The sequence below is a fragment of the Streptosporangium sp. NPDC050855 genome, from assembly GCF_044456585.1.
Classification (GTDB): domain Bacteria; phylum Actinomycetota; class Actinomycetes; order Streptosporangiales; family Streptosporangiaceae; genus Streptosporangium; species Streptosporangium longisporum.
The window spans coordinates 16,387-42,116 of sequence record NZ_JBITFY010000021.1; the positions used below are offsets into that span (position 1 = coordinate 16,387).

Annotated in this window: 20 protein-coding genes; 10 read left to right on the forward strand and 10 right to left on the reverse strand. The window is 73.4% G+C overall.

All coding sequences use genetic code 11. The features are described from left to right. Positions 1–12: 12 nt before the first annotated feature. The 5 genes from ACIBCT_RS32695 to ACIBCT_RS32715 are packed head-to-tail and all read left to right on the forward strand — an operon-like array spanning position 13 to position 4,045. Positions 13–267 carry a phosphopantetheine-binding protein gene (locus ACIBCT_RS32695; protein WP_344901094.1) on the forward strand — a complete coding sequence of 85 codons (255 nt, stop codon included), beginning with the start codon at positions 13–15 and terminating at the stop codon, positions 265–267. Continuing rightward, positions 264–1,475, forward strand: a complete 1,212-nt coding sequence (locus ACIBCT_RS32700) for an acyl-CoA dehydrogenase family protein (protein WP_399195247.1) — start codon at positions 264–266, stop codon at positions 1,473–1,475. The genes ACIBCT_RS32695 and ACIBCT_RS32700 overlap by 4 nt, the downstream gene beginning before the upstream one ends. Beyond that, entirely contained in the window at positions 1,472–2,545 is a 1,074-nt protein-coding gene (locus tag ACIBCT_RS32705; protein WP_399195249.1) for an HAD-IIIC family phosphatase, read from the forward strand. Before ACIBCT_RS32700 ends, ACIBCT_RS32705 begins: the two co-directional genes overlap by 4 nt. Before the next feature lie 10 nt (positions 2,546–2,555). Then, complete coding sequence (locus ACIBCT_RS32710; protein WP_399195251.1) at positions 2,556–3,350, forward strand: thioesterase II family protein; 795 nt, start codon at positions 2,556–2,558, stop codon at positions 3,348–3,350. Between the two features lie 29 nt (positions 3,351–3,379). Next, positions 3,380–4,045 (forward strand): 4'-phosphopantetheinyl transferase family protein, encoded by a 666-nt coding sequence (locus ACIBCT_RS32715; RefSeq protein WP_399195253.1) that lies wholly within the window; start codon positions 3,380–3,382, stop codon positions 4,043–4,045. Positions 4,046–4,105: 60 nt separating this feature from the next. Here ACIBCT_RS32715 and ACIBCT_RS32720 read toward each other — a convergent pair whose 3' ends face one another. The 7 genes from ACIBCT_RS32720 to ACIBCT_RS32750 form a co-directional block, all read right to left on the reverse strand. Then, entirely contained in the window at positions 4,106–5,071 is a 966-nt protein-coding gene (locus ACIBCT_RS32720; RefSeq protein ID WP_399195255.1) for a hypothetical protein, read from the reverse strand. Continuing rightward, entirely contained in the window at positions 5,068–5,616 is a 549-nt protein-coding gene (locus ACIBCT_RS32725; protein ID WP_399195257.1) for an RNA polymerase sigma factor, read from the reverse strand. Before ACIBCT_RS32725 ends, ACIBCT_RS32720 begins: the two co-directional genes overlap by 4 nt. A 337-nt stretch (positions 5,617–5,953) precedes the next feature. Next, the gene (locus ACIBCT_RS32730; protein ID WP_399195259.1) at positions 5,954–7,114 is read right to left on the reverse strand and encodes an acyl-CoA dehydrogenase family protein; all 1,161 of its coding nucleotides are present in this window, start codon (positions 7,112–7,114) and stop codon (positions 5,954–5,956) included. A gap of 7 nt (positions 7,115–7,121) precedes the next feature. Then, complete coding sequence (locus ACIBCT_RS32735) at positions 7,122–11,039, reverse strand: SDR family NAD(P)-dependent oxidoreductase (protein ID WP_399195261.1); 3,918 nt, start codon at positions 11,037–11,039, stop codon at positions 7,122–7,124. Further along, positions 11,036–15,829, reverse strand: coding sequence for an SDR family NAD(P)-dependent oxidoreductase (locus ACIBCT_RS32740; protein ID WP_399195263.1), 4,794 nt, complete (start codon positions 15,827–15,829; stop codon positions 11,036–11,038). The genes ACIBCT_RS32735 and ACIBCT_RS32740 overlap by 4 nt, the downstream gene beginning before the upstream one ends. Positions 15,830–15,879: 50 nt before the next feature. Beyond that, complete coding sequence (locus ACIBCT_RS32745; protein WP_399195265.1) at positions 15,880–16,665, reverse strand: ABC transporter permease; 786 nt, start codon at positions 16,663–16,665, stop codon at positions 15,880–15,882. Continuing rightward, on the reverse strand, positions 16,655–17,491 hold the full coding sequence (locus tag ACIBCT_RS32750) for an ABC transporter ATP-binding protein (protein ID WP_399195267.1): 837 nt from the start codon (positions 17,489–17,491) through the stop codon (positions 16,655–16,657). The genes ACIBCT_RS32745 and ACIBCT_RS32750 overlap by 11 nt, the downstream gene beginning before the upstream one ends. A 169-nt stretch (positions 17,492–17,660) precedes the next feature. Here ACIBCT_RS32750 and ACIBCT_RS32755 point away from each other — a divergent pair, with 169 nt between their 5' ends. From ACIBCT_RS32755 to mug, 4 genes are all read left to right on the forward strand, one after another. Next, the gene (locus ACIBCT_RS32755; RefSeq protein WP_399195269.1) at positions 17,661–18,338 is read left to right on the forward strand and encodes a phosphotransferase; all 678 of its coding nucleotides are present in this window, start codon (positions 17,661–17,663) and stop codon (positions 18,336–18,338) included. An 18-nt stretch (positions 18,339–18,356) separates the two neighbouring features. Then, positions 18,357–18,779: a DUF1707 domain-containing protein gene (locus ACIBCT_RS32760; protein ID WP_344901053.1), complete on the forward strand. Its 423-nt coding sequence runs from the start codon at positions 18,357–18,359 to the stop codon at positions 18,777–18,779. 158 nt (positions 18,780–18,937) lie between these two features. After that, positions 18,938–20,284 (forward strand): acyltransferase, encoded by a 1,347-nt coding sequence (locus tag ACIBCT_RS32765; protein WP_399195271.1) that lies wholly within the window; start codon positions 18,938–18,940, stop codon positions 20,282–20,284. A gap of 408 nt (positions 20,285–20,692) precedes the next feature. Continuing rightward, the gene (gene mug / locus ACIBCT_RS32770; RefSeq protein ID WP_399195468.1) at positions 20,693–21,262 is read left to right on the forward strand and encodes a G/U mismatch-specific DNA glycosylase; all 570 of its coding nucleotides are present in this window, start codon (positions 20,693–20,695) and stop codon (positions 21,260–21,262) included. Between the two features lie 45 nt (positions 21,263–21,307). Here the strand turns inward: mug and ACIBCT_RS32775 are convergent, their stop codons facing one another. The 3 genes from ACIBCT_RS32775 to ACIBCT_RS32785 all read right to left on the reverse strand — a co-directional run bounded on the left by ACIBCT_RS32775 (position 21,308) and on the right by ACIBCT_RS32785 (position 23,589). Then, complete coding sequence (locus ACIBCT_RS32775) at positions 21,308–21,922, reverse strand: DUF1707 domain-containing protein (RefSeq protein ID WP_399195273.1); 615 nt, start codon at positions 21,920–21,922, stop codon at positions 21,308–21,310. Between the two features lie 7 nt (positions 21,923–21,929). After that, positions 21,930–22,721 (reverse strand): PadR family transcriptional regulator, encoded by a 792-nt coding sequence (locus tag ACIBCT_RS32780; RefSeq protein ID WP_399195275.1) that lies wholly within the window; start codon positions 22,719–22,721, stop codon positions 21,930–21,932. Between the two features lie 169 nt (positions 22,722–22,890). After that, a complete protein-coding gene (locus ACIBCT_RS32785) occupies positions 22,891–23,589 on the reverse strand; it encodes an SDR family NAD(P)-dependent oxidoreductase (protein WP_399195277.1) in 699 nt (232 codons plus the stop codon). A gap of 248 nt (positions 23,590–23,837) precedes the next feature. Here ACIBCT_RS32785 and ACIBCT_RS32790 point away from each other — a divergent pair, with 248 nt between their 5' ends. Beyond that, positions 23,838–25,127: an MFS transporter gene (locus tag ACIBCT_RS32790; protein ID WP_399195279.1), complete on the forward strand. Its 1,290-nt coding sequence runs from the start codon at positions 23,838–23,840 to the stop codon at positions 25,125–25,127. The last annotated feature ends 603 nt before the right edge of the window (positions 25,128–25,730 follow it).

Sequence of the window (25,730 nt, forward strand, 5' to 3'; positions counted from 1 at the left end):
AGGAGTCATCGCATGTCCATCACGGTCAAGGGCCAGATCCTCGAGTTCATCCGCGGCAGGTACCCGCAGGCGGAGATCGACGAGTCGCAGGACATCTTCGCGCTCGGGTTCGTCAACTCGCTGTTCGCCATGGAGCTGGTGATGTTCGTCGAGAAGACGTTCGACGTCGTCATCCCCAACGAGGAGCTGCGCATCGACAACTTCCGCACCGCGGACGCCATGTCGAGGCTGGTGTCCCGCCTCTCGCCCGACCTGGTCGTCGCGTGACCCTCACCAGCACGGCGCCCGCCACCGCGGCGGGCGCCGTACCCGCCACCGGCCCGGACGCCGTGGACGCCGCGACCGTCATGCCCGTCGCGCCCGTCACCGACCGGAGCTCGGCCCGCGCGTTCGTCGACACCCACGTCGTGCCGCACGCGGACGCCTACGACAGGAGCGGCCGCGTCCCCGAGGACCTGCTGCGGCGGGTCGCCGAGGCCGGCCTGTGGGCCCCGTTCCTGCCGCCGGAGTCGGGCGGCATCGGGATGGACATGGTCACCCTCGGCGAGGTCCACGAGGAGGTCGGCCGGGGCTGCTCGTCGCTGCGCAGCCTGCTCACCGTGCACACCATGCTGTCGTGGACCGTGCAGCGCTGGGGCACTCCCGAGCAGCGCGAGCGGTGGTCGCCCGCGCTCGGGCGGGGGGACGCGCTCGGCGCGTTCTGCCTATCGGAGCCCGGCGCCGGAAGCGACGCCGCGGGCATCGTCACCACCGCCGTCCAGGCGGGCGGCGGCTGGGTGGTCAACGGGGTGAAGACGTGGACGACCGGCGGCCAGCGGGCCGACGTGTTCCTCGTCTTCGCCCGCACCGCCACCAGCATCGGCGCGTTCCTCGTGCCGAGGGACACCCCCGGGGTGGAGGTGCGGCCGATCGACGACATGCTCGGCACCCGCGCCTCCATGCTGGCGGAGATCTCCTTCACCGACGTGGTCCTCGGCCCCGACGCGCTGCTCGGGCCGAGCGGCTTCACCGCCGGCATGGTGCTGACCGGCACCCTCGACCTCGGCCGCTACAGCGTGGCGGCCGGGTCGCTGGGCATCGTCCAGGCGTGCCTGGAGGCCTCCTCCGCCTACGCCGCCAAACGCGAGGTGGGCGGCAGGCCGCTGGCGGAGCTGCCGCTGATCCAGGCCAAGCTCTCCGACATGGTGACCGACGCGCGGGCGGCCCGGCTGCTGATCGAGCAGGCCGGACGGCTCAAGGACGCCGGGGAGTCCGCCACGCTCATGGCCACCTGGGTGGCGAAGTACTTCGCCTCCACCGCCGCGGCCCGGCACGCCTCCGAGGCCGTCCAGATCCACGGCGCGAACGGCTGCGCGCCCGGCTCCGCGGTGGCGCGCTTCTACCGCGACGCCAAGGTGATGGAGATCATCGAAGGCAGCAACGAGGTCCAGCGGATCACCATCGCGGGCCAGGCAGAACGGGAGACGACCAGATGACCGTGATCACCGAGCGGGCCGGCGCGGTCCCCGCCAAGCCCGTCCAGGGCCGCATCAAGTGCATCGTGTGGGACCTGGACAACACGCTCTGGGACGGGACGCTGCTGGAGGACGGCGAGGTCACCGTGCGGCCCGTCGTCGTCAGGCTCATCCACGAGCTCGACCGCAAGGGCGTGCTGCACTCCGTCGCCAGCAAGAACGACCGCGACGCGGCCATGGAGAAGCTGCGCGAGTTCGGCCTGGAGGAGATGTTCCTGCACCCGCAGATCAGCTGGAACGCCAAGTCCGACTCGATCAGAAACCTCGCCAAGGCGCTCAACCTCGGCCTGGACGCCTTCGCCTTCGTCGACGACCAGGAGTTCGAGCGCGCCGAGGTGGCCCACCAGGTCCCCGAGGTGACCTGCGTCGACGTCCTGGAGCTGGAGGAGGCCCTCGCCAGGCCCGAGTTCCATCCCCGGTTCGTCACCGACGAGTCGGCGCAGCGGCGCGCCATGTACCGCGGCCAGCTCGCCAGGGAGGAGCTGGAGCAGGAGTTCGTCGGCACCAACGAGGAGTTCCTCGCCGGCCTGGACATGACCTTCACCATCGCGCCCGCCCGCAGGGAGGACCTGCAGCGGGCCGAGGAGCTCACCGTCCGCACCAACCAGCTCAACTCCACCGGCCGCACCTACTCCTACGACGAGCTCGACGCGCTGCGCGAGTCGCCCGACCACCTGCTCCTGGTCGCCTCCCTCACCGACGTGTTCGGCAGCTACGGCAAGATCGGGCTGGCGCTGGTGGAGAAGGGCGAGGACGCCTGGCGGCTGTGCATGATGCTGATGTCGTGCCGGGTGATGTCGCGCGGCGTGGGGATGGTGCTGCTCAACCACATCATGCGGCTGGCCGCCGAGGCGGGCGTCGCCGTGCGGGCCGACTTCGTGGAGACGGGCCGCAACCGCATGATGCAGATCACCTACGCGTTCGCCGGGTTCAGGGAGGTGAGCAGGGACGGCGCCCACGTGGTGCTGGAAGCGGACCTGGGCGCCGTGCAGCCGCCACCGGCGTACGTGAAACTCGAGATCGCCGAGTGAGGGACCGACCATGACCGTCCACGACCTGATCGGCGACGACGTCCTCGTTCGCTGGCTGCCGTTCCGGACCCTGACCGGCGCCGAGCCGGGGGCGCTGCCGCTGTACTGCCTGCCGCACGCCGGCGGCGCGGCCTCGGCGTTCCGCATGTGGCAGCGCAAGCTGCCGGGCGTCGCCGTCCAGCCGGTGCAGCCGCCCGGCAGGGAGGGCCGGCACGCGGAACCGCCCTACCTGCACATGTCCGAGCTGATCCCGGACCTGGCCGACGTGGTGCTCGCCGACGTCGAGCTGTCCGCGGCCGGCCGCCGCTACGCCCTGTACGGGCACAGCCTGGGCGCGCTGGTGGCGTTCGAGCTGGTCCGGGAGATCCGGCGGCGCGGAGGGCCGGAGCCGGTGCACCTGTTCGTCTCCGGCGCCGACGCCCCGCACGTCACCCACGAACCCGGACCGCCGGTGTCGGGGATGACGCGGGCGGAGGTGGCCGCGCTGCTGCGGCGGCTCGGCGGCACCCCCGAGTGGCTGCTGGCCGACCCGGAGGCGCTGCAGATGATCCTGCCCGCCGTGCAGGCCGACTTCACCGTCAAGGAGACCTACCGCTACCTGCAGGAGGCACCGCTGGACGTGCCGATCTCCGCGCTCCCGAGCGCCTCGGACCCGCGGGTCGCGCCGGCGAAGGTGGCGCGCTGGCGCGACCAGACCGCGACCGTGTTCGCGCTGCACCCGTTCGACGGCGGGCACTTCGCGGTGTTCGAGCAGGCGGAGCGGACGCACCGGCTCGTCGCCCGGGCGCTCGCGCCGTGGGTGTGAGGAGTCGGCGGACCCCGTACGGGGGACGGGTGACGCCCCTGGGGCCGCATCCGGCGGACGCGCACGGTGTGCGGGTGTGGCGGGTGCGGCTCGACCGGGCGGGCGCCCCCCGCGGGTGGCGCCTGCTGTCCGTCGCCGAGCGCGAGCGGGCGCTGGCCTTCGCCGACCCGGCGGAACGACGCCGGTACGTGGTGGCGCACGCCGCCCTGCGCACGGTGCTGGCCGGGGTGTGCGGCGTGCCCGCCGGGCGGCTCGGCTTCGGCCGCGACGACTCGGGCCGCCCGTGCCTGCTGTCCCCGGGCGGGCGGCCCGTGCCCGACTTCAACCTGTCGCACTCCGACGCGTGGGCGCTGGTGGCGGTCGCGCCACCGGGCGCCCGCGTGGGCGTGGACGTCGAGCGGGTCCGCGACGGCTTCGACCACCTGGAGATGGCCCGGCGCTTCTACCAGCCGGAGGAGGTCGCCCGGCTGCCGTCCGCCGGTCCGGAGGGGTTCTTCCGGCTGTGGACCGCCAAGGAGGCCTACGTCAAGGTCTCCGGCGCGGGCCTGGCCGGCATGAGCGACGTCCTGGTACGCGAGAGGAGCGCGACGCACGCCACCGTGCTGTCGCGCTCCGCGCGTTCACCCGAGTGCCGGGTCCGCTGGCTGGACGTCGCCCCCGGCTACACCGCCGCCCTGGTCACCCCCCTGGGGTGACCGGGATCCGGCCGCGCCTCGGCGGGCGGATCATCACCGAGCCGCACGGCGGTTCCGTGGTCAGTCGGTGATGACGTCGTCACGCGGGCCGCCGTAGACGCGGTTCCTGTCGTAGCGCTTGTCGGTGACGAGCAGCCGGACCGTGTCCGAGGCGGCTTCTTCCGCCTCCCAGACGATCCAGTCCTTGCCGACGGGGGCGCTCTGCCTGTTCGGGTCGATGCCGAAGCCGCCCGGGTTCCCGGGACCGACGGTCATGATCAGATAGGTGACCTTCAGGCCGCGCTTCTCGATCTCCGGCACGACCTCGCCCACGGTCTTCTCGTCCACCCGGTACCCGGCGAGCGAGCCACCCTCGGTGGTGGCGGTCATCTCCCCGTCCTCGTCGTAGACCTCTCCGGGGCCGGCCTGGCGCCCCAGCCTGAGGTAGGCCTTTCCTGTGAGGTCGGCCGGGATGCGTAGCACCAGGTAGCAGCCCTTCTGCTGCGCCGTGCACGGTTTCCCGTCGCGGCCCTCCATGCCGGAGGGGGAGGTCCGCTCCCCGGATTCGCGCACGCCGCCCTGCAACCCCGTCACTTCCTGGCCCACCTTGCGCGGCGCCACGGGGACGATGCGCACCTCGACGTCCAGGCCGAGCGCCTTGAACGCCTCGCGGTACTTCTGGTGGTCGGCGTAGGGGTCCTTGATGAGGGCGACGTACTCGTCGCCCTCGCGCCGGATCTCGATCTCCGAGCTGGCGTAGGAGGTGGCCACGCCACGGCCGTTCTCCAGCAGGCTCGGGCCGACCACGATGCCCGTGGCGAGCACGGCCGCGGCCGCCAGACCCAGGACGAGGCGCCGGGGACCGTGGTGGCGGGCGCGGTGGTGGCGGGCACGGTACGGCTCGCCGACGGCCGTGGCGGGCTCCTCGGCCGTGATCAAGGCCAGAAGTGTCCGTGCCTCCGGGTCGGACGGGTCGCCTACCGGCTGTCCGGGCCGGACCCGGGCCAGTGCCCTCGTCATCGCGTCGATCTCGTCGGTGTTCTTCACAGCGACCTCTCCGCCGGTACCGGCCGGCTTTTCGGCGTCGAACGGATGCCCGCCTCGGTGAGCGCGCGGGAGAAGCGCCTGCGGGCGCGGTGGAGCCTGACGCGTACGGCGTTGCGCGACAGGCCCATCGCCGTGGCGATCTCCCGGCGGTCCAGGCACTCCCAGGCGACCAGCGACAGCAGTTCACGGTCGTCATCGGGCAGGGCCCGGAAGATCTGGGCGATCGCTTTCAGTTCGCCTCCGCGGTCGGGGGAATCCGCGTAGAGGTCGGCCATCCCGGCGTCGAGTTCGACGCTGCGGGCCTGGCGGCGGGCCTCGCTACGGTGATGGTTGGCCAGCACGTTGCGTGCCACGCCGTACAGCCACAGCGTGGCCTCTTCCCCCGGTGGCAGCTCGTCCATCCGCCGCCAGGCGACGGTGAAGGTCTCCGCGACCACGTCCGCGGCATCCTGCGGCGAGTCGCAGCGACGCGCGGCATAAGCCCTGATCTGACCGTACGTCTCCCGGTAGACGGCCTCGAACCTGGCCGGCCGTGCGTTATCCACGGGCGGTTCCCATGAGTGGTTTCCTTTGTCAGTGCGAAATGCGGACATCCTCCCTATGTGCGAAGCACGCCCATCATTACCTGCCACCCAAAAGATCTCAGCGCGCCGGAAGCACACTCGAAGCGTGCGCACCTTACGTTCCCGGAAACGACTTTTCCGGGAGGAAGGTCAACGGCAGGCGCCGGGGGAAGGCCGGACCACCCGATCCGTTCTCAGAAACCTCGCGGATCTCCGCGACGCTGACACCGCGGTCACGGCCCGCCCCGTCACGGCCCCGGCTCACGAAGGCGGCCGCCCCGGTCACGATCACCGGGGCGGCCGCCTCGTCACGCTCCCGTCACGACCGCTTCGAGACCGGCACCACGTACCGGCTGAACACCAGCTCGCGCAGCACGTCGTCACCGCCCTCCACGATCGAGACGTAGCGCATGTCGCGCAGCAGCTTGCCGATGACGGACTCGTGCGTGTACCCGAGCCCGCCGAACATCTCCGAGGCCGCCGAGGCGATCCGCCACCCCGTCTGGCCGCAGAACATCTTGGCCGTCAGCGCCTGCTTGAGCGTGCCGACGCGCAGGAACTCCTCGCCCGCGTCCGGCCGGGCCGCGATCGCGTCGTAGGCGCGCGCCGCGGCCAGGCACTGGCCGGCCATGACCTCGATCTCCATCTCGAACTGGCCGAGCCGGCCGGCGAACACCGCGTTGCCGGTCAGCGGGACACCCTTCACGATCTTGGACGCGCCGTACTCCATGCACACGTCCCGCACGCGGCGGGCGATGCCGAGCGCCGTGGCGGCGATCAGGATGCGGCTGGCGTTCAGCCCCACCTCCAGCAGGCGGAGCCCGTTGCCGCGCAGCACGTTGCCCGCGGGGACGCGCACGCCCGACAGCGACACCTGGTAGGTCGCCGACGAGCGCAGCCCGATCACGTCCCACCGCTTGTCCACGGTGACGCCCGGCGTGTCGCGCGGCACCAGCACGGCCAGGTACCCGGACGGGTCGTCCTGGGCGCGCGCCACCACCACGAGGAACCGGGCGAAGTCGGTGTTGGTGGAGAACGCCTTGCGCCCGTCGAGGACGATCGTGCCGCCCTCGGCGCGCGCGGTGGTCGTGATCCTGGCCAGCTCGCTGCCGGCCTCGTGCTCGCTGCCCAGCGTGGCGCAGAAGCCGTTGCCGGTCACGAGGTCGCCCAGGTGGCGCTCCTTCAGCTCCTCGCTGCCGTACCACGTCACCATGCTCGTGGTCAGCACCGGGACGAACAGGGTGAACGCCACCCCGGCGTCGGCGTAGGCGAGCTCGGCGGCGATGCGCACGCTCTCCTCCAGCCCGAGGCCGAGGCCGCCGATCTCCTTGGGCAGCCACCAGTTGGCCAGGCCGGTGGTGGCGAAACGCTCGTACAGGGGGAGCGGCGCGTCCGCGAGCGAGTCCAGGTAGGCGTCCTTGCCCGCCAGCTCGCGGCGGACGAACCCCTGCACGGACCGCAGGTACGCGGGTTGCTTCATCGGCCCCTCACCCCTCCTCGTCGTCGCGGACGTCGAGCAGCTCGGCGAGCTGGCGGACCGTCGGGCACTCCAGCAGGCCGGTCACCGGCACCGACGCGTTCAGCGACCTCCGGATCCGGGTGGTGAGCTCGATGGCGAGCAGCGAGTGGCCGCCGAGCTCGAAGAAGTTGTCCAGGGCCCCGATCGGCTCGATGCCGAGCACCCGGGACCAGATCGCGGCCAGGGTCGCCTCGGTGCCCTCGGACGGCTCCACGTAGGCGTTGTTCAGCTCGGGACGGGGGTGCCGCTCCCGGTCGTCGTCATCGTCGCCGGCCTCGTGGATGTCGCCGGTGACCCACTGCGCGATCCGGGCGTCCAGCGAGCCCGTCGAGATGACGAGGTGACCGGCGCGGTCGGCGGCCGACAGCGCCCGCTCGAACACGTCCACGCCCTCGGCCGGGGTCATCGCGAAGTCGACGACGGCGCCGCTGTGGCCCGCGACCCGGTCCGGGTCGATGTTCCAGGTGTCCCAGTCCACCGTGACCCACCGCCCGGCGCCCCGGGTGCGGGCGACGCGGACGTAGGCGTCCAGGGCGGCGTTGGCGGCCGCGTACGGCCCCAGCGTCATGCCGCCGAGCACTGCCGCGACGGACGACAGCGTGATGCGCCGGTCCGGGCAGTGGTCACCCAGGACCTTCTGCAGGACGTGGAAGCCGCCCACCTTGGCGGCCAGGTGGGCGTCGCACTGCTGCCGGTCCATCAGGTGCGCGAAGTTGAAGTAGGCGCCGTCCTGCACGCCCGCCCCGTGCACCACCACGTCGATGCCGCCGAAGCGGGCGACCGCCTCCGCCACCACGGCGCCCATCCGCTCCTCGTCGGCCACGTCGGCCGACAGGGCGAGCACGGTGGCGCCGCGCTCCTCCAGGTCGCGGACGTTGCGGATGTGGCGGGCGGTCCGCTCGCCACCGGGCGGTACGGCCGCCAGGTAGGCGTCCCACTCCTGCCGGGGCGGCAATGCCGAGCGGCCGGTCAGCACCAGGCGGCAGCCGTAGGCGCCGGCCAGGTGGCGCGCCAGGACCAGGCCGACGTCACCGAGCCCGCCGGTGATGAGGACGGTGTCGCCGTCGCGGAACGGCCGCTCCTCCGGTTCGAGGTCGGCGATCGGGTAGGGCTCGTAGTGGCGCAGCCAGGTCTCGCCCGCGCGGACGGCCATCGGGCCCTCGTGCGCGCAGACCGACGCGGCCAGCGCCGCCTCCGCCAGCGCCTCCAGGTCACCGGAACCGGCGGTCCTGGCGCCGACGGCGCCGACGGCGTCGAGGTCGACGTGGCGGCAGCGCAGCCGCGGGTTCTCCTGCTGGAGGCTGGGCGCGAGCGCCGCCAGCGTGGCGTGCTCGGGGTGGCGCAGCTCGGCCCCGGCGACGTTCACCGCGAGGGAGGTGAGCAGGACCAGCTCGGCCCTGGGTGCCGAGCCGGTGTTGTCGACCAGCTCGCGGGCCAGCTCCAGCGCCGAGTGGAAGCCGCGGTTCTGTTCCGCGGAGAAGTGCGCCGCCGGGTCGCCGCCGGGTTCGGCCTCGGCGGACGCGAGGCTGAAACCGTGCACGATCGCGCGCGGGCTCACCACCAGCGAGTAGAACAGCTCGGACATGTCGCCCGGCCTGCCCGAGCGGATCGTGAAGGAGCCGTCGTCGTGCTGGGCGAACCGGTCGCCGTCGCGTACCGCGGTCACCTCCGCGCCGGCCCGCTCCAGCCGCCGGATGAGCGCCTCGCCGCGCTCGTCGGCGGTGAACACCAGCCAGGGGCCGGCCTCGCGCAGCCGCTCGTCCAGGCCGGCGACGGGCACCGGGCGCTGCCTCCAGGACGGCAGGTGCGTCCACTGCGACCGGTCGAAGTTCTTGCCCTCGACGGCCTGCGGACGCGCGCTGCCGGCCGGGGGATCGACCCAGAACCTGCGCCGCTGGAACGGGTAGGTCGGCAGCTCGACGCGGAGCCCGGCGCCGCCGTGCAGCTTCGCCCAGTCCAGGACGCTGCCCGCCAGCCAGAGCCGCGCCAGCGTGGACAGCAGCCACGTGGCGGCGTCGGCGCCCTCCTCGGGCGCGACCGGCACCTCCTCGGCCTGCGCGTCCTCACCGTCGCCCACCAGGTGGACGCCGAGCCCGGTCAGGCCGTCGGCCAGCGCGGCCAGCGCCTCGGCACGGCCCACCGTCCCGGACGTCCTCGCGGACACCGTCCCGGCCGGCGCCGCGCCGGGGCGCAGCACCGTGTGGACGGCCGCGTGCAGCTCCGCCCACCAGGACTCCGGCACCGCATCGGCGTCCGTCCCGCCGGTCTCCGTCCCGCCCGCGATCGCGGCGTCAGAGGGTACGGCCAGCCGCAGCCGGGGGTTGCGCCGCTGGGTCCTGCCGTCGATCCAGCGCGACGGGTCGGCCAGCGCGGCCACCGCGTCGTCACGGTCGGCGCAGACGACCGCGCGGCGCAGCGCGAAGGCGCCCCGCGACATCTGCAGGGTGAACGCCACGTCCGCCAGGTCGGCGGAGCGCTCCTCGCCCAGGTGCCGGCGGAGCCGCTCGGCCAGGTCGGACAGCGCCTGCTCGTCGGCCGCCGAGAACACCAGCAGGTGCGGGCCCGGCCGGGCGGGCCGCGCCGGCCGGACGGGCGCCTGCTCCATCACCACGTGCGCGTTGGTGCCGCCGAGCCCGAAGGAACTCACCCCGGCCCGCCGGGGGTGCGGGCCCGCGGCCCACGGCCGGTGCTCGTTCAGCACGGTGAACCGGTCGCGCGCCGTCGCCAGCGCCGGGTTGGGCGTCTCGTAGCCGGGCGTGCCCGGCAGCAGCTCGTGCTTGAGGACGAGCGCGGCGCGCATCAGCCCGGTGACGCCGGAGGCGCGGTCGAGGTGGCCCAGGCTCGGCTTGACCGACCCCAGGACGCACGGCGTCTCGGTGGCCTGGGTGAACACCCGGCTCATGGCCGCCAGCTCGATCGAGTCGCCCAGCATGGTGCCGGTCGCGTGGCACTCGACGTAGCCGACGGTCTCGGGCTTGACCCCGGCCACGCCCAGCGCCGACTCGATCACCTCGGCCTGGCCGTCCACACCGGGCGCCGTGTAGCCGGCCCGCAGGCGGCCGTCGTTGTTGGACGCCGACCCCAGGATGACCGCGTGGATGACGTCCCCGTCGGCGATCGCGTCGGACATGCGCTTGAGCGCCACCACGCCGGCCCCGCTGCCCATCACCGTGCCGCCCGCCTCGGCGTCGAAGCTGCGCACCCGGCCGTCGGGCGCCATGATGCCGCCCTGCTCGTACAGGTAGCCCGACCGCTGGGGGAGCGGGGTGAAGGCGCCACCGGCCACGGCCACGTCGCACTCGTAGGTGAGCAGGCTCTGGCAGGCCAGGTGGACCGAGACCAGCGAGGTCGAGCAGAACGTCTGCACCGACACCGACGGCCCGCGCAGCCCGAGCTTGTAGGAGACCAGCGAGGCCAGGGAGTCGCGCTCGTTGCCGATGGCCATCAGCATGGCGCCTCCCGGCTGGGAGGTGAGGTGCTGGATGTTCTGCACGATGTAGTCGGGGAAACCGCAGCCGCCGAACACGGCGACCTGGCCGGGCACGTCCGTGGGGCAGTAGCCGGCGCTCTCCAGCGCCTCCCACGAGCACTCCAGGAACAACCGGTGCTGAGGGTCCATCATCTCGGCCTCGCGCGGGTTGATGCCGAACACGCCGGCGTCGAACCGGTCGATGTCCTCCAGCGGGCCGCCGACGCGGACGTAGCGCGGGTCGGCCAGCGTGCCGGGGTCCACCCCGGCCTCGCGCAGCTCGTCCTCGGTGATCGTGCGCAGGCCCTTGACGCCCGCCAGCAGGTTGTCCCACAGTTCGGCGACGCCGCCGGCGCCCGGGAAGCGCCCGGACATGCCGATCAGCGCGACCGCGGACTCGTAGTCGGTTCCGGTCATGACGTCCTTCCGCTCCTGAGCATGTTGCGCCGCTGCGCGATCCTGGACCGCTGCTGCTCGCGGGCCTCGGCGGGCTGCCCGCCGGACTCCTGGTCGGCCGTGGCGGCCTCGGCCAGGGAGGCGATCGTCGGGGCCTGGTAGAGGATGTGCGGTGGCAGGTAGGAGAGCTCCAGCGCCTTCCTGACCTCGGCGATGATCTCCATGCCGAGCAGCGAGTTGCCGCCGAGCTCGAAGAAGTTGTCGTGCACGCCGACCTGCTCCAGGCCGAGCGCCTCGGTCCACACCCCGGCGATGGTCTCCTCGGTGGGGGACTGCGGCTCGACGTAGGCGGTCGACAGGTCGGGCCTGGGGTGCCGGCCGAAGGCGTCGCGGATCTTCTTCACCACCGCCTGGTGGCTCTCGATGGACGAGCGCCGGCTCATCGCCACCATCGGCGCGAAGTCCTGGGTGGAGGCCACCACGTGCGGCTCACCGCTGGCCAGCACCCGCAGCAGCGTCTCCCAGCCCTGGTCGAAGGTGAGGCCGAAGTTCTCCCGGTACCACTCGAAGTACTGCCGGGAGCCCTCGTCGTAGTTGTCGAGCCCGTCGGTCCAGCCGTTCCACGTCCACTCGCACCAGTCGATCGAGGTGACGGTCACGCCGGGCAGCGGGTCGCTGAGCGCGAACGAGTCCAGGAACGCGTTGGCCGCGCAGTAGTCCACCTGGCCCGCGCCGCCGCCCGTCGCCGACGTCGTGGACGAGAACAGGGCCAGGAAGTCGACCGGCACCTCGCGCAGCACCTCGGCCAGTGCCAGCGTGCCGGCCACCTTCGGCGCGAGCACGCGGTCCATGTCGGCGACGGTCTTGAACTGCATCAGGCCCACCGCGGGCACGCCCGCGCAGTGCAGCACGCCGTCGAGCTCGCCGAAGTTCTCGATCGCGGCGTCCACGGCCCGCCGTACGTCCTCGACGCGGGAGACGTCCCCGGCGACGGTGACCACGCCGGAGCCGGCCGCCTCCAGGCGGCGCAGTCCCTCCAGCCGCCGCAGGACCTCGCCCGCGGCGTTCCCGCCGGCCAGGATCGACGCCCACTCCTCGCGGGGCGGCACCGGCGTGCGGCCCAGCAGCACCAGCCGTGCCCGGTACCGCTCGGCCAGCCGCTCGGCCATGGCCAGCCCGATGCCGCCGAGCCCGCCGGTCACCAGGTAGACGCCGCCCTGGCGGACCTGCGCCGCCGGCGGGGCCTGCTCGATGACGCCGGCGTCGAGCGTCTCGTAGTCGGGGATCCAGCGCCGGCCGGCGCGCAGGGCCACGACCTGGTCGGCGGGCTCGGCGCGCAGCTCGGCGAGCAGCGCCCGCGCCCCGGTCCCTGCCTCGGTCCCGGTCTCGGCCCGCGGGCCGAGGTCGATCAGCCGGGTGCGCGTCCTGGGATACTCGACGGGGATGAGCCGGGTGGGGCCGAGCAGCGTGCCCGCGGCGGCGTGCACGCGGTCGCCCGGGTGCACGCGGTGGGCGCCACCGGCGACGATGTCGAGGGTCCAGCCGTGCAGTCCCAGGTCGCCGCAGGCGCGGGCGAACGCGACCAGCGTGTGCAGGCCGCGCCGCAGGCACTCGTCCATGCTCCCGTCGCCGCCGGCGTTCCACAGGTGCACGATCCGCTCGGGCACCCAGTCGCGGCCGGTCAGCTCGCGCAGCACCGCGCCCGCGTCCTCGGGCGAGCCTGGCCGTACCCGCAGGCCGTCGGGGCCGCTGGAGAACTCCTCGCCCGGCCGTACCAGCACCGCCTGGCGGCCGGTGGCCTCCAGGTGCGCCAGCAGCGGCGCGGCCAGCTCGTCGGCGAGCCCGGCGTCGGTGTAGACCAGCCAGCGGTCCGCCTCCTGCGGCATCGGCGGGCGCGGGGTGGTCTCGCGCCAGGTCGGCGCGTGGATCCAGCGGGTGTCGGGCAGCCGGGGGTAGGCCTTGGCGATGCTCTTGGGATCGCTCTCGTCGAACGCGGGAGTGCCGCCGCCGCCCAGCGCGGACTCGTCGATCTCCAGCCAGTACTCCTGGTGCTCGAACGGGTAGGACGGCAGCGGGACGCGGCCGGGCCGCCAGCCGTCGCCGTCGTCGTGCAGCGCGTCCCAGTCCACCGGCACGCCGGTCAGCCAGAGCTTGGCCACGGCCGTCGCCAGCGCGGCACCCGCGTCCAGCGGGTCGCCGGCGGCGGGCAGCGTCGTCACGATGAGCGGCCAGCGCCCGCGCTCGCAGGCCGGGTGGCCGCGGGTCAGCGCGCCCAGCGACTGGCCGGGGCCGATCTCGGCGAGGGCCAGCTCGGGGACGCCGAGCACGTGGTCGAGCCCGGCGCCGAACTCGACGGTCTCGCACATGTGCCGCGCCCAGTACCCGGGATCGGTGACGAGCTCGGCGGTGGCGGGCGCGCCCGTCACGTTGCTCAGGTACGGCAGGGACGGCGGGTTCAGGGTGATGTTGTCGGTGATCCACGCGGTCAGCTCGCCGGCGACCGGCGCGAGCATCCGCGAGTGGAAGGCGTGCGTGGTCTCCAGCCGCCGGTGGCCGATCCTGGCCTCCAGCAGCCGGGCCGCCGCCGCCTCGACGGCGGCCTCCGGTCCGGCGAGCACCACCTGGGAGCCCGTCCGGACGGCCACGTCCAGGTCACGGACGCCCTCCTCGCCGAGCACCGCGGTCAGCCGCCGCTCGTTGGCCGAGACGGCGAGCATGGCGCCCTCGGGCTGGGAGGTGATGAGCTTGGCCCGGTAGGCCACCAGCCGCAGCGCGTCGGGCAGCGACAGCACGCCCGCCAGGCAGGCCGCGACGTACTCGCCCAGGCTGTAGCCGATCATGACCTCGGGGCGCAGGCCCCACCGCATGAGCCGGCGCGCCAGCGCGTACTCGGCGACGAAGACCGCAGGCTGCACCAGGTGGGCGTCGGTCGTGGAGCGCGGCGCCTGCCCGGCGCCTGCCCGGCCCAGCAACCTGGCCAGGTCGTCCGCGCCACCGGCGCCGTTCGCCCCGTTCGTACCGTTCGCGCCGCTGCCGGCGGCGCGCTCGACGGGCGTGAACACGTCGGAGAGCTGGCCGGGCTCGGTGAGCCCGAGGACGGCCAGGCACTCGTCGACGTCCGCCCGGAAGCCCGGGTCCTCGGCGTAGAGCCCGGCCACCATGCCCGGGTACTGCTCGCCGACCCCGGCGAGCAGGAAGCCGACCTGGCGTCCCACGGTGGCGTCGTTGCGGCCCAGCGGCCCCGCGGGGTCGGCGAGCAGGGCGGCGGCCCGGCCCGTGGAGTCGGCGACGACGACCTTGCGGTGGTTGAACACCTTGCGCCCGGCCTGCAGCGTGTAGGCGACGTCCCCGAGGTCGCTCGGGCCCACGGGGGAGCCGGGGGAGCCGGCGGGGCCGTTCAGGTGCTCGGCGAGCCGCGCGCAGGAGCGCTCGGCCGCCGCCGCCGAGCGCGCCGACACGGGCAGGATCTGCCAGCGGCGCGAGCGGGCCGGGCGCTCGGCGGGCAGCGGCGCCTCGGTGACGATCGCGTGCGCGTTCGTGCCGCCCATGCCCAGGGAGCTGATGCCCGCGATGCGGGGCCGGTCGCCGGTACGCGGCCACGGCGTCGGCTCGGCCGAGACGCGGAACGGGCTCGCCTCGAAGTCGATCTCCGGGTTGGGGGAGGTGTAGTGCAGCGTGCCCGGGATCAGCTCGTTGTGCAGCGACTGCACCACCTTGATCAGCCCGGTCACGCCGGAGGCCCTGTCGAGGTGTCCGACGTTCGGCTTGATCGAGCCGAGCACGCAGTACTGCCCGCGCCCGGTCGCCCCGAAGGCGCGGGTCAGCGCGGCCACCTCCATCGGGTCGCCGACCTCGGTGGCGGTGCCGTGCGCCTCGACGTAGGAGACGTCGGCCGGGTCGACGCCCGCGCGGGCGAGGGCCGCCGACACGCAGCGGCGCTGGCCGTCGATGCTGGGCGCCAGGTAGCTGAACTTCATCGCGCCGTCGTTGTTGATCGCCGAGCCGCGGATGACCGCGAACACGGTGTCGCGGTCGGCGACCGCGTCCGTCAGGCGCTTGAGCGTCACCACGGCGGCACCGTCGCCGAACATGCTGCCCCGGCCCTCGGCGTCGAAGGTGCGCACGTGCCCGTCGGGCGACTCCTGGCCGCCCTCCTCCCACAGGTAGCCGATCCGGTCCGGGATGCGCACCGACACGCCCCCGGCCAGGGCCATGTCGCACTCGCCCCGGCGCAGGCTCTCGCTCGCCAGGTGCACCGCGACCAGCGAGGTGGAGCAGAACGTCTGCACCGACAGGCTGGGCCCGTTCAGGTCGAGCCGGAAGGAGACGTTCGTGGCCAGCGAGTCCTTGTCGTTGCCGATCATCAGGGCGGAGGTGTCGACGCCCATCTGGAAGGCCATCAGCCGGGTCAGCAGGTAACCGCTGATGTTCATCCCGGCGAACACCCCGACGCTGCCCCGGCCCTGGGGCGCCGCGTAGCCGGCGCACTCCAGGGCCTCCCACACGCACTCCAGGAAGATGCGCTGCTGCGGGTCGGCGAGGGTGGCCTCGCGCGGGTTGTAGCCGAAGAACCCCGCGTCGAACCCGCGGATGTCCTCCAGGATCGGCCGCGACCGGACGTAGTTCGGCTGCTGGAACGTGGCCGGGTCGACGCCCGCGGCGATCAGGTCCTCGTCGGAGAAGCGCGTGAACGACTCGACACCGGTGCTGATGTTGCGCCAGAACGTCCCGATGTCGGTCGCGCCGGGGAACCGGCCGGCCATGCCGACGATCGCGATGTCGGTGCCGCCCGGTGGATGTCCGTGTTCCATCAACCTGCCTCAATTCACTGGAGTTGGCTTGCGGTGCTCATGTCAGGTGCTCACATCAGCCCGCCGCGGCCCCAGCCGCGCGCGAGCCTGCGGGCGGCGAACGCGCCGGCCAGGACACCGATCGCCAGCAGCACGGCCGCGGGACGCAGCGTGCCCGCCACGTTCCCGGCGACCGCGGACTGCATCATGGTCAGGGCCCAGTAGCCGGGGGACGCGGGCGCGACCGCCTGCGCCCACGCGGGCATGAGGCTCAGCGGCACCAGTGCCCCGCCCAGCGAGCTGAGCGTGAGCGCGCCCACGTCGGAGATGACGCTGAGCTCGCCGTGGCTGCGCACGATCGTGGCGAGCGCCGCCCCGATCGCCAGCAGCGCGAAGGCCCAGATCACGATCGACATGAACACGACGAGCGGATTGGGCGGGACGGGCAGCCCGATCGCCAGGCAGCCGTACACGAGCAGGATCGACTGCTGGGTGACCATCACCACGAACAGCGGCAGGGTCTTGCCGATGAGCAGCTCGGCCGCGGGGGCGCGGCTCACCCGCAGCCGGTCCCAGGTGCGCCAGGTGCGTTCGGACAGGATCGCGTTGCCCGCCAGGGAGATCGCGAAGACGGAGAACATGACCATCAGGCCCGTGGCCACCTGGGTGGCGCCGGTGTCGAGCGCCCTGACGTACAGGGGCCGCAGGACCAGCATGAGCACCATCGGCATGGCCACGTAACTGATCATCTGGCCGGGGTCGCGCAGCCGCAGGGTCAGGTTGTGCCGGGCCAGGGCGGCGATCCGGTGCGCGGAGCCGAGCAGGTCGACGCCGGGCCGCGGGGCGTCAAGGAGCATCGTGGACCGCCAGGGATCGGTAGAGGTCGTCCAGGGACGGGTTGCGCACGTCCACCGAGCTGATCGGGCGCTTGGTGCGGTGCAGGAGGTCGATGAGCGTCGCCGCCGGGTCCGAGGTGGAGATCGTGAGCTCCTCCTCGCCCTCCAGCGTCACCCGCACCTCGCCCGGCAGGTCCCTGGCCAGCTCCTCGTAGGCGCCCCGGGCGATGACCCGGCCGTCGCGCGCCACCGCGATCGTGGCCTGCAGCTCGGTGAGCTCGGGCAGGTAGTGGGTGGTGTAGACGACGGCGGCACCCTCGCCGGCGCGCTGCTTGACGACGTCGAGCATCGCCTGCCGGGTCTCCAGGTCCGCGCCCGCGGTGGGCTCGTCGAGGAGCAGCAGGCCCGGCCGGTGCACGAGCGCGGTCGCGGCCTGGGCACGGCGCTGCTGGCCGCCCGAGAGCTTGCCGGCCCGCCTGTCCATGATCTCGGTGAGCCGCAGCACGACTGACAGGTCCTCGATCGCCGAGCGCAGCGCGGCCCCGCGCAGCCCCGAGAGCCTGCCGTACAGCTCCAGGTGCTCGCGGACGGTCGCCGACGGGTACAGGGCGATGTGCTGGGGAGCCACGCCGACCTGGCCGCGTACGGCGGAGGGCGGTCTGCCGTCGATCGTCACCCTGCCGCCGTCCGGGCGGACCAGGTTCGACACGATCTCGACGAAGGTCGTCTTGCCCGCGCCGTTGTGTCCGAGGAGCCCGACGATCTCTCCGGCCGCCACGCTCAGAGTGAATCCGTCGAGTGCCTGGATGTCGCCATAACGCTTGACGAGGTCGGTTGCTACCAGCAACGTGTCACCTCCCCATAATTAATGGAATAAGCAGGTGAGTAAGAATGAATCCATGTTCGCTTCACGTTAGCGATAAGTACCGCCTCTCTCGCTGACAGGTAGTTACCGTAAAAAACGGTCACCGCCTCGGCGTATCGACGTACCGGCTTTACCGCCTAACCTGACAGGCATGCAGGTTGGATCGTTGATCGTCGCCGGCTACGACTGTGAGATCTTCGAGGCGGGGCCCGGCCGGGTCGTCCGCCGCTCGCGTGACGGCCGCAGCCTCGAACGCGAGGCCGCGGTGATGCGGCACGTGCGGCGGCACGGCTTCCCCGCCCCGGAGATCTTCGACGCCGACGGGCCCGACATCCTCATGGAGCACGTGGACGGGCCGAGCCTGCTCCAGGAGGCGGCCCGCACCCCCGGGCGGGCCGCCGAGCACGGCGCGCTCCTGGCCGGCCTGCTGCGGGCGCTGTCCGCCGTGCGGTCGCCCGGCTGGCTGCAGGCCGCCGTCGGCCGCCCCGGCAACCGGCTGCTCCACCTGGACCTGCATCCCGGCAACGTGCTCGTCACCGCCGACGGCCCGAAGGTCGTCGACTGGGCCAACGCCGCCAGGGGCGCGCCCGCGGTGGACGCCGCGTGCACCTGGCTCATCCTGGCCACCGCCACCGTCACGGAACCGTCCCTGCGGGCCGGGCGGGCCGACCTGCTCGCCGCCTTCCTCGACGGCGTCGACCCGGCGGCGGCCCGCCCCCACCTGAGGGCGGTGGCGGAGCGGCGGTGCGCGGAACGCGACCTCCCGGCCGCGGAGAGAGCCGAGATCGACCGTTTCCTGGCCCGCGAGGCCGGAGAGACGGCTTCGTAGCCCCCACAGGAGGTAGAGATGGCCGAGCACGGCGACGTGCGGGCGTCGGACGACGATCGCGAGGCCGCCACCCGGCGGCTGCGGCTGGCCGTCGAGGAGGGCTGTCTCGACATGCCGGAGTTCGACGACCGGGTGGGCCGGGCGCTGTCCGCCACCACCCGCGGCGAGCTGACCGTGCTGCTCGCCGACCTGCCCGCCGAACGACGGCAGAGCCCGCCACCGGTCCGCCGGGACGTGACCCGGTGGCTGAGGATCCTGTGGCTCGTCTGGGGCGCGATCCTGGCGGTCAACGTCGTGGCCTGGGGCGTGGCGAGCGTGGTGGAGGCGTGCCCGCTGGAGTTCTGGCCCAAGGACATGCTCGGCCCCGCCGCCGTGCTGGCCGTGGTCACGGTGGTCCACACGGCCCGCAGGCGCTCCCTCCCGCCGGAGGGCCGGGCATGACCCTTCCCCCGACGCCCCCGACGCCCCCGACGCCCCCGGCCTCCCCGGCCGGGCCCGGATCCGCGACCGGGTCCGCGACCGGCCCTTCGGCTGCGACAGGACCCGCGACCGGGGGTGAACCCGCGACCGGGCCTGCGACCGGGCCTGCGACCGGGCCCGTGACCGGCACCGGCGCCGTGACCGGGCGGCGGACGGAGGTGGACCTCCTGCGCGTCGTGGTGGTGGCCGGGCTGGTGCTCTTCCACTCGGCGCTGGTGTTCGACGCCCGCGACGACTTCTACGTCAAGAACGCCGAGACCACCGGCCTCACCATGGTCGTCAGCGTCCTGGGCGTGCTGTGGGCGATGCCGCTGCTCTTCTACCTCGCCGGCCTGGCCGCGCGCCACTCGCTGGGCCGCCGCGGCCCGGCCGGCTACGCCGTGGAGCGCCTGCGCAGGATCGCCGTGCCGCTGGTGTTCGCCACGGTGGCCGTCGTCCCGGTGCCGCAGTGGCTGCGACTGCGTGCCGACCCCGCCAACCGGGAGTCGTACCTGGAGTTCCTGCCCCGGTTCTTCCGGGTCGAGCTCGACCTCGCCCAGTTCCCCTTCGTCCTGCAGGGCGAGTACTTCGAGACGGGGCACCTGTGGTTCCTCGTCCTGCTGCTGACGTTCTCGCTGCTGCTCTCGCTCGCGGTGCGGTGGCTGCCGTCATCGGGCCTCGGCGAGCGGGTCGCCGGGCTCACCCGTGTGCGCGGCGCGGTGCTGCTGCCCGCCCTGCCGCTGGTCCTGATCAGCATGGTCCTCGGCCTGGAGGAGGAGTACGCCGGGTGGAGCCGGTGGGCGTACCTGGCCTTCTTCTGCTACGGGTTCGCGTTCGCGGCCGACGAGCGCTTCCGCGGGGCGGTGCGCCGCGACCTGCGCTTGGTCGCCGCGTGCGGGCTGGCGCTGTTCGCGGCCGGGGTGCCGGTGCTGCTGTCCGCGGGCGACGACGCCTTCACGGCCTCGGCGCCGCTCGCCGTCCTCGGCCGGGCGCTGTACGGCGCCGCCGGATGGTGCTGGATGCTGACGATCGTCGGCGTCCTCGACCGGGGTTCCGCCGGTTCCGGCACCCGGCCCGAGGCGGGTCCCTCCGGCGTCCCCTCTCGCGCGGGTCCCTCCGGCGCCCTTCCTCGGGCAGGCTCCGGCGTCCGCCCGGCCACCCGGCCCCGGAGCGGGAGCGGGAGCGGGAGCGGAGGCGGCCTGCGCGGTTACCTGGCCGAGGCCGTCCTGCCGCTGTACGTGCTGCACCAGCCCATCGTGGTCGCGGTCGCCTACCAGGTGGTGCGCTGGCAGGCACCGATCGCGGTCAAGTACGTCGTCATCGTGGCCTGCTCGCTCGCCCTGACGATCCTGGCCTACGACCTGCTGGTGCGGCGGACCCGGCCGACCCGCTTCCTGTTCGGGATGCGGCCCCGGAAGCCGGACGCGGCGGATCGCCCACCGCCCGCGGAGACATCCCGTTCGCGGGGTACGGAGTATTCACCGTGACCGGCGGGTCGTCCTCACCCGGTGGAAATCGAACGACCGGGAATGACCACCAATGACCGTTCATAAGCTTTAATGCCGACATAATAGTGAATAGTCGTGAATTGCCGAGTGAGGCGCGTCCTCTCCGCGGCACGCCCGTTCTTTTCCGCGGTGCTCATGCCCGGAGAGACGGCGGGACGTGAGGATAAGCCCGGCGGGAAGGGGTAGCTTCGGCCCGTGCCGCCTCACCAGACCCCCGCCCCCTCTCCCGAGAACCCCGGCTCCTCACGCAGGGGCCCCGGCTCGCTCCACGAGAACCCGCCTCGCGAGAACCCGCCTCGCGAGAACCCGCCTCGCGAGGGCCCGCCCGATCGGCGCCCGCCCGGCGGGGGCACGGGGTCGCCGGTCCGGCGGCCGAGCCGGGCCGAGCTGGAGGCCTCCACGGACCGGACGATCGAGGACGTGCTGGGCCCCGACCTGGACGTGCTGTTCTGCGGCATCAACCCCGGCCTGTACTCCGCGGCCACCGGCCACCACTTCGCCCGTCCGGGCAACCGCTTCTGGCCCGCGCTGTACCGCTCCGGGTTCACGCCCCGGCTGCTGTCCCCGTCCGAGCAGGACCTGCTCCCCTCCTACGGGCTGGGCATCACCAACGTGGTGCAGCGCCCCACGGCGCAGGCGGCGGAGCTGTCGGCCGAGGAGTTCCGCGAGGGCGGCAAGAGGCTGGCGAGGCTCGTCGCCGAGGTCCGGCCCAAGGTGCTGGCGGTGGCCGGGGTGACGGCCTACCGGCAGGCGTTCGCCGCGCCCAAGGCGGCGATCGGCCCGCAGCGGTCCCGGATCGGGGGCGTCGCGGTCTGGGTGCTGCCCAACCCGAGCGGCCTGAACGCGCACTGGACGCTGGACGGCATCGCGGGGGAGATGCAGAGGATCCGGGAGTTCCTCTCCGGTGGACCGGGACCCGGTGACGGTACGGACGCGGAGCCCGAGACGCTCTGGTGACGCGCCCCCGGCCCGAAGGCCGGGGAACCGGGGACCCGGAGTCGCTCAGGCCGTGCCCGGAGGGCCGATCCGGGAGTGGCCGCCGGTGCGCGCCCGCCCCCGGCGGAGGGCACCCGCCACGGTCAGCACCAGGGCGATCGCCAGGAGGACCTTCAGCACCCCGAGACCGGTGAAGGCCACCCCGGCCACCAGCAGCAGGATCAGCGGCACGGGGAACCCGGGCCCGCCCCGGCGCTCCCGGCGCCGGTACTCACGGGCGGCGCGGTGGCGCATCCACGCGTCGGGGTGGTGGTGTGCCCAGGACCGTCCCGGCCCGTCCGCCCACGGCCGGGCGCCGTGACCGCCCGGGCGCCGGCCGTGCCCCCACGGCCCACCGGCGTGCGCCCACGACCTCATGGCGCGCTCCCACGGATCCGCGTGCCCCCACGGCCCCGTGGGATCCGGTGCCCCCGGGACGTCTGCGACGCCCTCGCCGTCCCGGCCGGGCAGGTCGGCGCTCACCCTGGCCAGGTCACCGCCCGTGCGCGCGGACAGCGCCAGCTCCAGCCGCTCGTCGAGCTCCTCGTGGGTCAGGCGGCCCTGGGCGTAGTTCTCGCGCAGGAACTCCATCGCCGCGTCGCGCTCGGCGTCTCCGATGCGAAGTCCCTCTCGGGGCGTCATGGTCTGCTCACTCCTCGCCGGTGTCGCCGTCGGCCAGGATCTGGTAGAGCTTGCGGCGCGTCTCGACCAGCGCCTGCTTCGCCTCCCGGATCTGGGCCTCGCTGCCGGTCTGCAGGATCTGGAGCATCGCGAACCCCGACTGGCGGGTGATGTCCATCAGCTCCCAGGTGCTGTCGTCCACGTCGGGGGTCATCTCCTCCCACGGGGCGCGCACCTCCTCGGGGTGCTCGGCCACGTAGGCGCGCCCGGCCTCGGTGAGACTGAACGTCTTGCGCCCCTCGTTCTCCTCCGACAGGACCAGGCCCTCGTCGGTGAGCTGCTGCAGTGCGGGGTAGACCGCGCCCGGACTGGGCTTCCAGCCCCCCTCGCTGCGCCGCTCGATCTCCTGGATGATCTGGTAGCCGTTGCAGGAGGTCTCGGTCAGCAGGGCGAGGATCGCCGCGCGGACGTCGCCGCGCTTCGCCTTGCGCCCGCGGCCGAACGGCGGCCCGCCCCCGCCGAACGGGCCCCTGCGCCCCCAGCCGCCCCGGGCGAACTCCCAGGGGAACCCGCCGCCGGGGAAGGGTCCGCCGGGGAAGGGGCCGCGGTGGCCGCGGTGGCGGTGCTCGTGCGGCCCGCCCTCGGCGTGCCCGTGCGAACGGTGCTCGTGGGAGTGGTGGTGCGCGTCGTGCCGCCCCCCGCCCCGCTGCCAGCCGGCGGCCGCCTGCCGCCACGCCTCCTTGGCCGCGCGCTTCATCTCACGCCTGATCTCATCCGGGCCGATGCCCGCCCACGGGCCGCCCGACGCTGCGGATGTCATGTCCGACCTCCATATCGCGATCGTCCTTCGATCGCTCTCGATGCTTCAAAGATATATCGAGAACATTCTGATGGCAACCATATGTCGCGAAAGTAGGGGTGGGGGCATCCGGAGGCACGACCATGTCACCGGGCCGGCCGGGGGCCGTCCCGGCCACGGCCAGGGACGATCAGGACCAGGCGATCTCCCCGAACCGGTCGACGAAGCGGCCCGAGCCCGCGCCGGGCCCCTCGGTCGCCAGGGCGACGATCGCGTCCGTGCCCTCGGTGACGGTCTGGGTGCCGTTGTTGCCGTTCAGATCGGTCGCGGTGTAGCCGGGGTCGGCGGCGTTGACGCGGACGTCCGGCAGCGCCCTGGCGTACTGGGTGGTCAGCATCGTCAGCGCCGCCTTGGAGGCGGCGTAGAGCGGCGCGACCACCGAGGACTCGATCCGCGACGGGTCGTGGGTGAAGGCGAGCGATCCCAGCCCGCTGCTGACGTTGACGATGACCGGATCCGGTGACCGGCGCAGCAGCGGCAGGAAGGCGGTGGTCGTGCGGACCACGCCGACGAGGTTGACGTCGAGGACGCCGAGGGCGTCGGCGCCGGTCAGGGTGGTGGGATCGGCCCGAGGGCCGGCGATGCCCGCGTTGTTGACCAGGACGTCGATCGAGCCCTCGTGTTCGGCGACGTCCGCGGCCGCGGCGGCGACGGACGCGTCGTCGGTCACGTCGACGGGGACGAACCTGGCGCCGAGTTCGGCGGCGGTCCGCTCGCCCTGCTCGGAGTCGCGCGCGCCGACGAGCACGATGTGACCGAGTTCGGTGAGACGGCGGGCGGTCTCGCGGCCGAGACCCTTGTTCGCTCCGGTGATGAAGGTGATCGTCATGTCTTCATTGTCCGCCTCACCTGCGGAAACGGGTCAGGGGCCCCACGGTGGGCGGGAGTGGCGGTACCACCGGCGCCGCCGGGCGATCTGTCGTCGTCGCCGTCCCGGCCGCGCGTCTTCGCCCGCGACGGGTTACCCCGGTCGGCCGTCCGCGCGCCGGTGCCCGCCGGGATCCCGCCCCGGGACGGTCGACGGGCGATCTCCGCATGCGTAGGATGCAACCACCAAAAGCCTTTAGGTGGTGTTGAATGCGGCGTAACGAGTTCGTGCTCGTGGGATTCACAGTGGCCACCAACCTCGCCGACGGCGTGGCGAAGATCACCCTGCCCCTGCTGGCGGTCGGCCTGACCGCCTCGCCCGGCCTGGTGGCCGGGGTGGGCCTCACCCTGACGCTGCCCTGGTTGCTGGCCTCGCTCCACGTCGGGGTGCTCGTCGACCGGGGAGATCGCAGGAGGCTTGCCGCATGGGCCAACCTGGTCAGGCTCGCCGCCGCGCTCGTCCTGGTGGTGGCCCACGCCGCGGGCGTGCTGTCGCTGCCCCTGCTCTACCTCGCGGGCCTGGCCATCGGGATCGCCGAGGTGGTGGCCAACTCCTCGGTCGGCGCGCTGATCCCCGCCGCCGTGTCACGGGACCGGCTGCGGCCGGTCAACGCGTGGATCGCCGGGAGCGAGACCGTCGCCAACGAGTTCGCCGGCCCGGCCGTCGGGGGCCTGCTCGCCGGGGTCGGGACGGCCCTGGCGCTGGGCTCGTCGGCCGCGGCCTTCGCCTTCGGGGCGGTGCTGCTGGCCCTGCTGACCGGCCGCTTCCGGGCGACCGGCCTGCGGAACGGCGGAGACGCCGGGAACCGGGAGGACCGGGTGCCCGTGCGGGAGCCGGGGCGGGTCCGGGCGGAGATGGTCGAGGGCCTGGCCTTCCTGTGGAACCACCGCCTGCTCCGCGCCATGACGCTGACCATCGCCGTGCTGTCGGCCTGCTGGAGCGCCTGGCTGGCGCTGCTGCCCTCCTACGCGACGCGGGTGCTCCAGCTCGACGCGTTCGGCTACGGCCTGCTGATCAGTTCGATCGGCCTGGGCGGTCTGCTGGGCGCGGTGGCGGTGGGGGCGGTCAACCGCCTGCTGGGGATCCGCTGGGCGCTGTTCACCGACATCGTCTTCACCGTCGTCATGATGATCGTTCCGGCCGTGTTCCCGCGGGCGTGGGCGGTCGGCGTGGCCGCGTTCCTCGGCGGCCTGGGCGGGACGCTGTGGACGGTCAACGCCCGGACCCTTGGGCAGATGCTCGTCCCGGACCGGCTGCTGGGCCGTTACGGAGCCGCGAGCCGCCTGCTGAGCTGGGGGACCCTGCCGCTGGGTGCGGCGCTGGCCGGGATACTCGCCGAGATCACGGGCCTGACCTGGGCCTTCGGGGTCTTCGCCGTCCTCGCCGCGCTGCCCCTGGTGCCGTTCCTGTGGATCGTCACCGAGAGTGAGATCGTCGATGCCCAGCGTAGAAGTGAGGCAGATCACGGAATTCTTGCCGGAATCAGGAACAAGTACTGAGACCGGCACGTTACAAAGGACGTAGACGGGATTCGTTCCGTGCCGGAAGGGCTGGGGGGTGCTTTCGGTGCGGAACGGTCCCGTCTGTCGTTTCCCCAGGTGCGGTCCGCGGGCGACACGCCGGTGATCTTCCCCGGCTCCCGCCGATCCCGCCCCGCGCGGCCCGCCTCCGGCCCGTCCGCAGACCGCTCGCCTTCCCGCCGGTCGAGCCGTCCGCGGTCGGACTCGTCGCGCCTTCTTCCGCGTCCCGTTCCGCCCCGACGGGCCTCCCGGGTGGGTGATCTCCCCGGACGGCCCGGTTCGCGGGTGGACCGTTCCCGCTCGTCGCGGCCGGAACGCCGCTCCGGCCGCGGTTCCCGGCACCAATCGTCCGTTCCATCCGTTCCCCGTTCATAGGAAGATGCCAGGGGCAGGCACACCTCGTGAAGGGACGGGAAGATCGAAGCGGACGATCGTCGCCCTCGGGCGGCAGGGGAATCGGACGGGAACGATCGGCACCCGCGTGTCCGGGCCATAGGGCCCGCGCGACACGCCGGTGATGCGGGACACCGTGGTGCGCCGTCCGGGGAAGGCGGCGGCGTACGGTCTCTCGGGATGATCTCC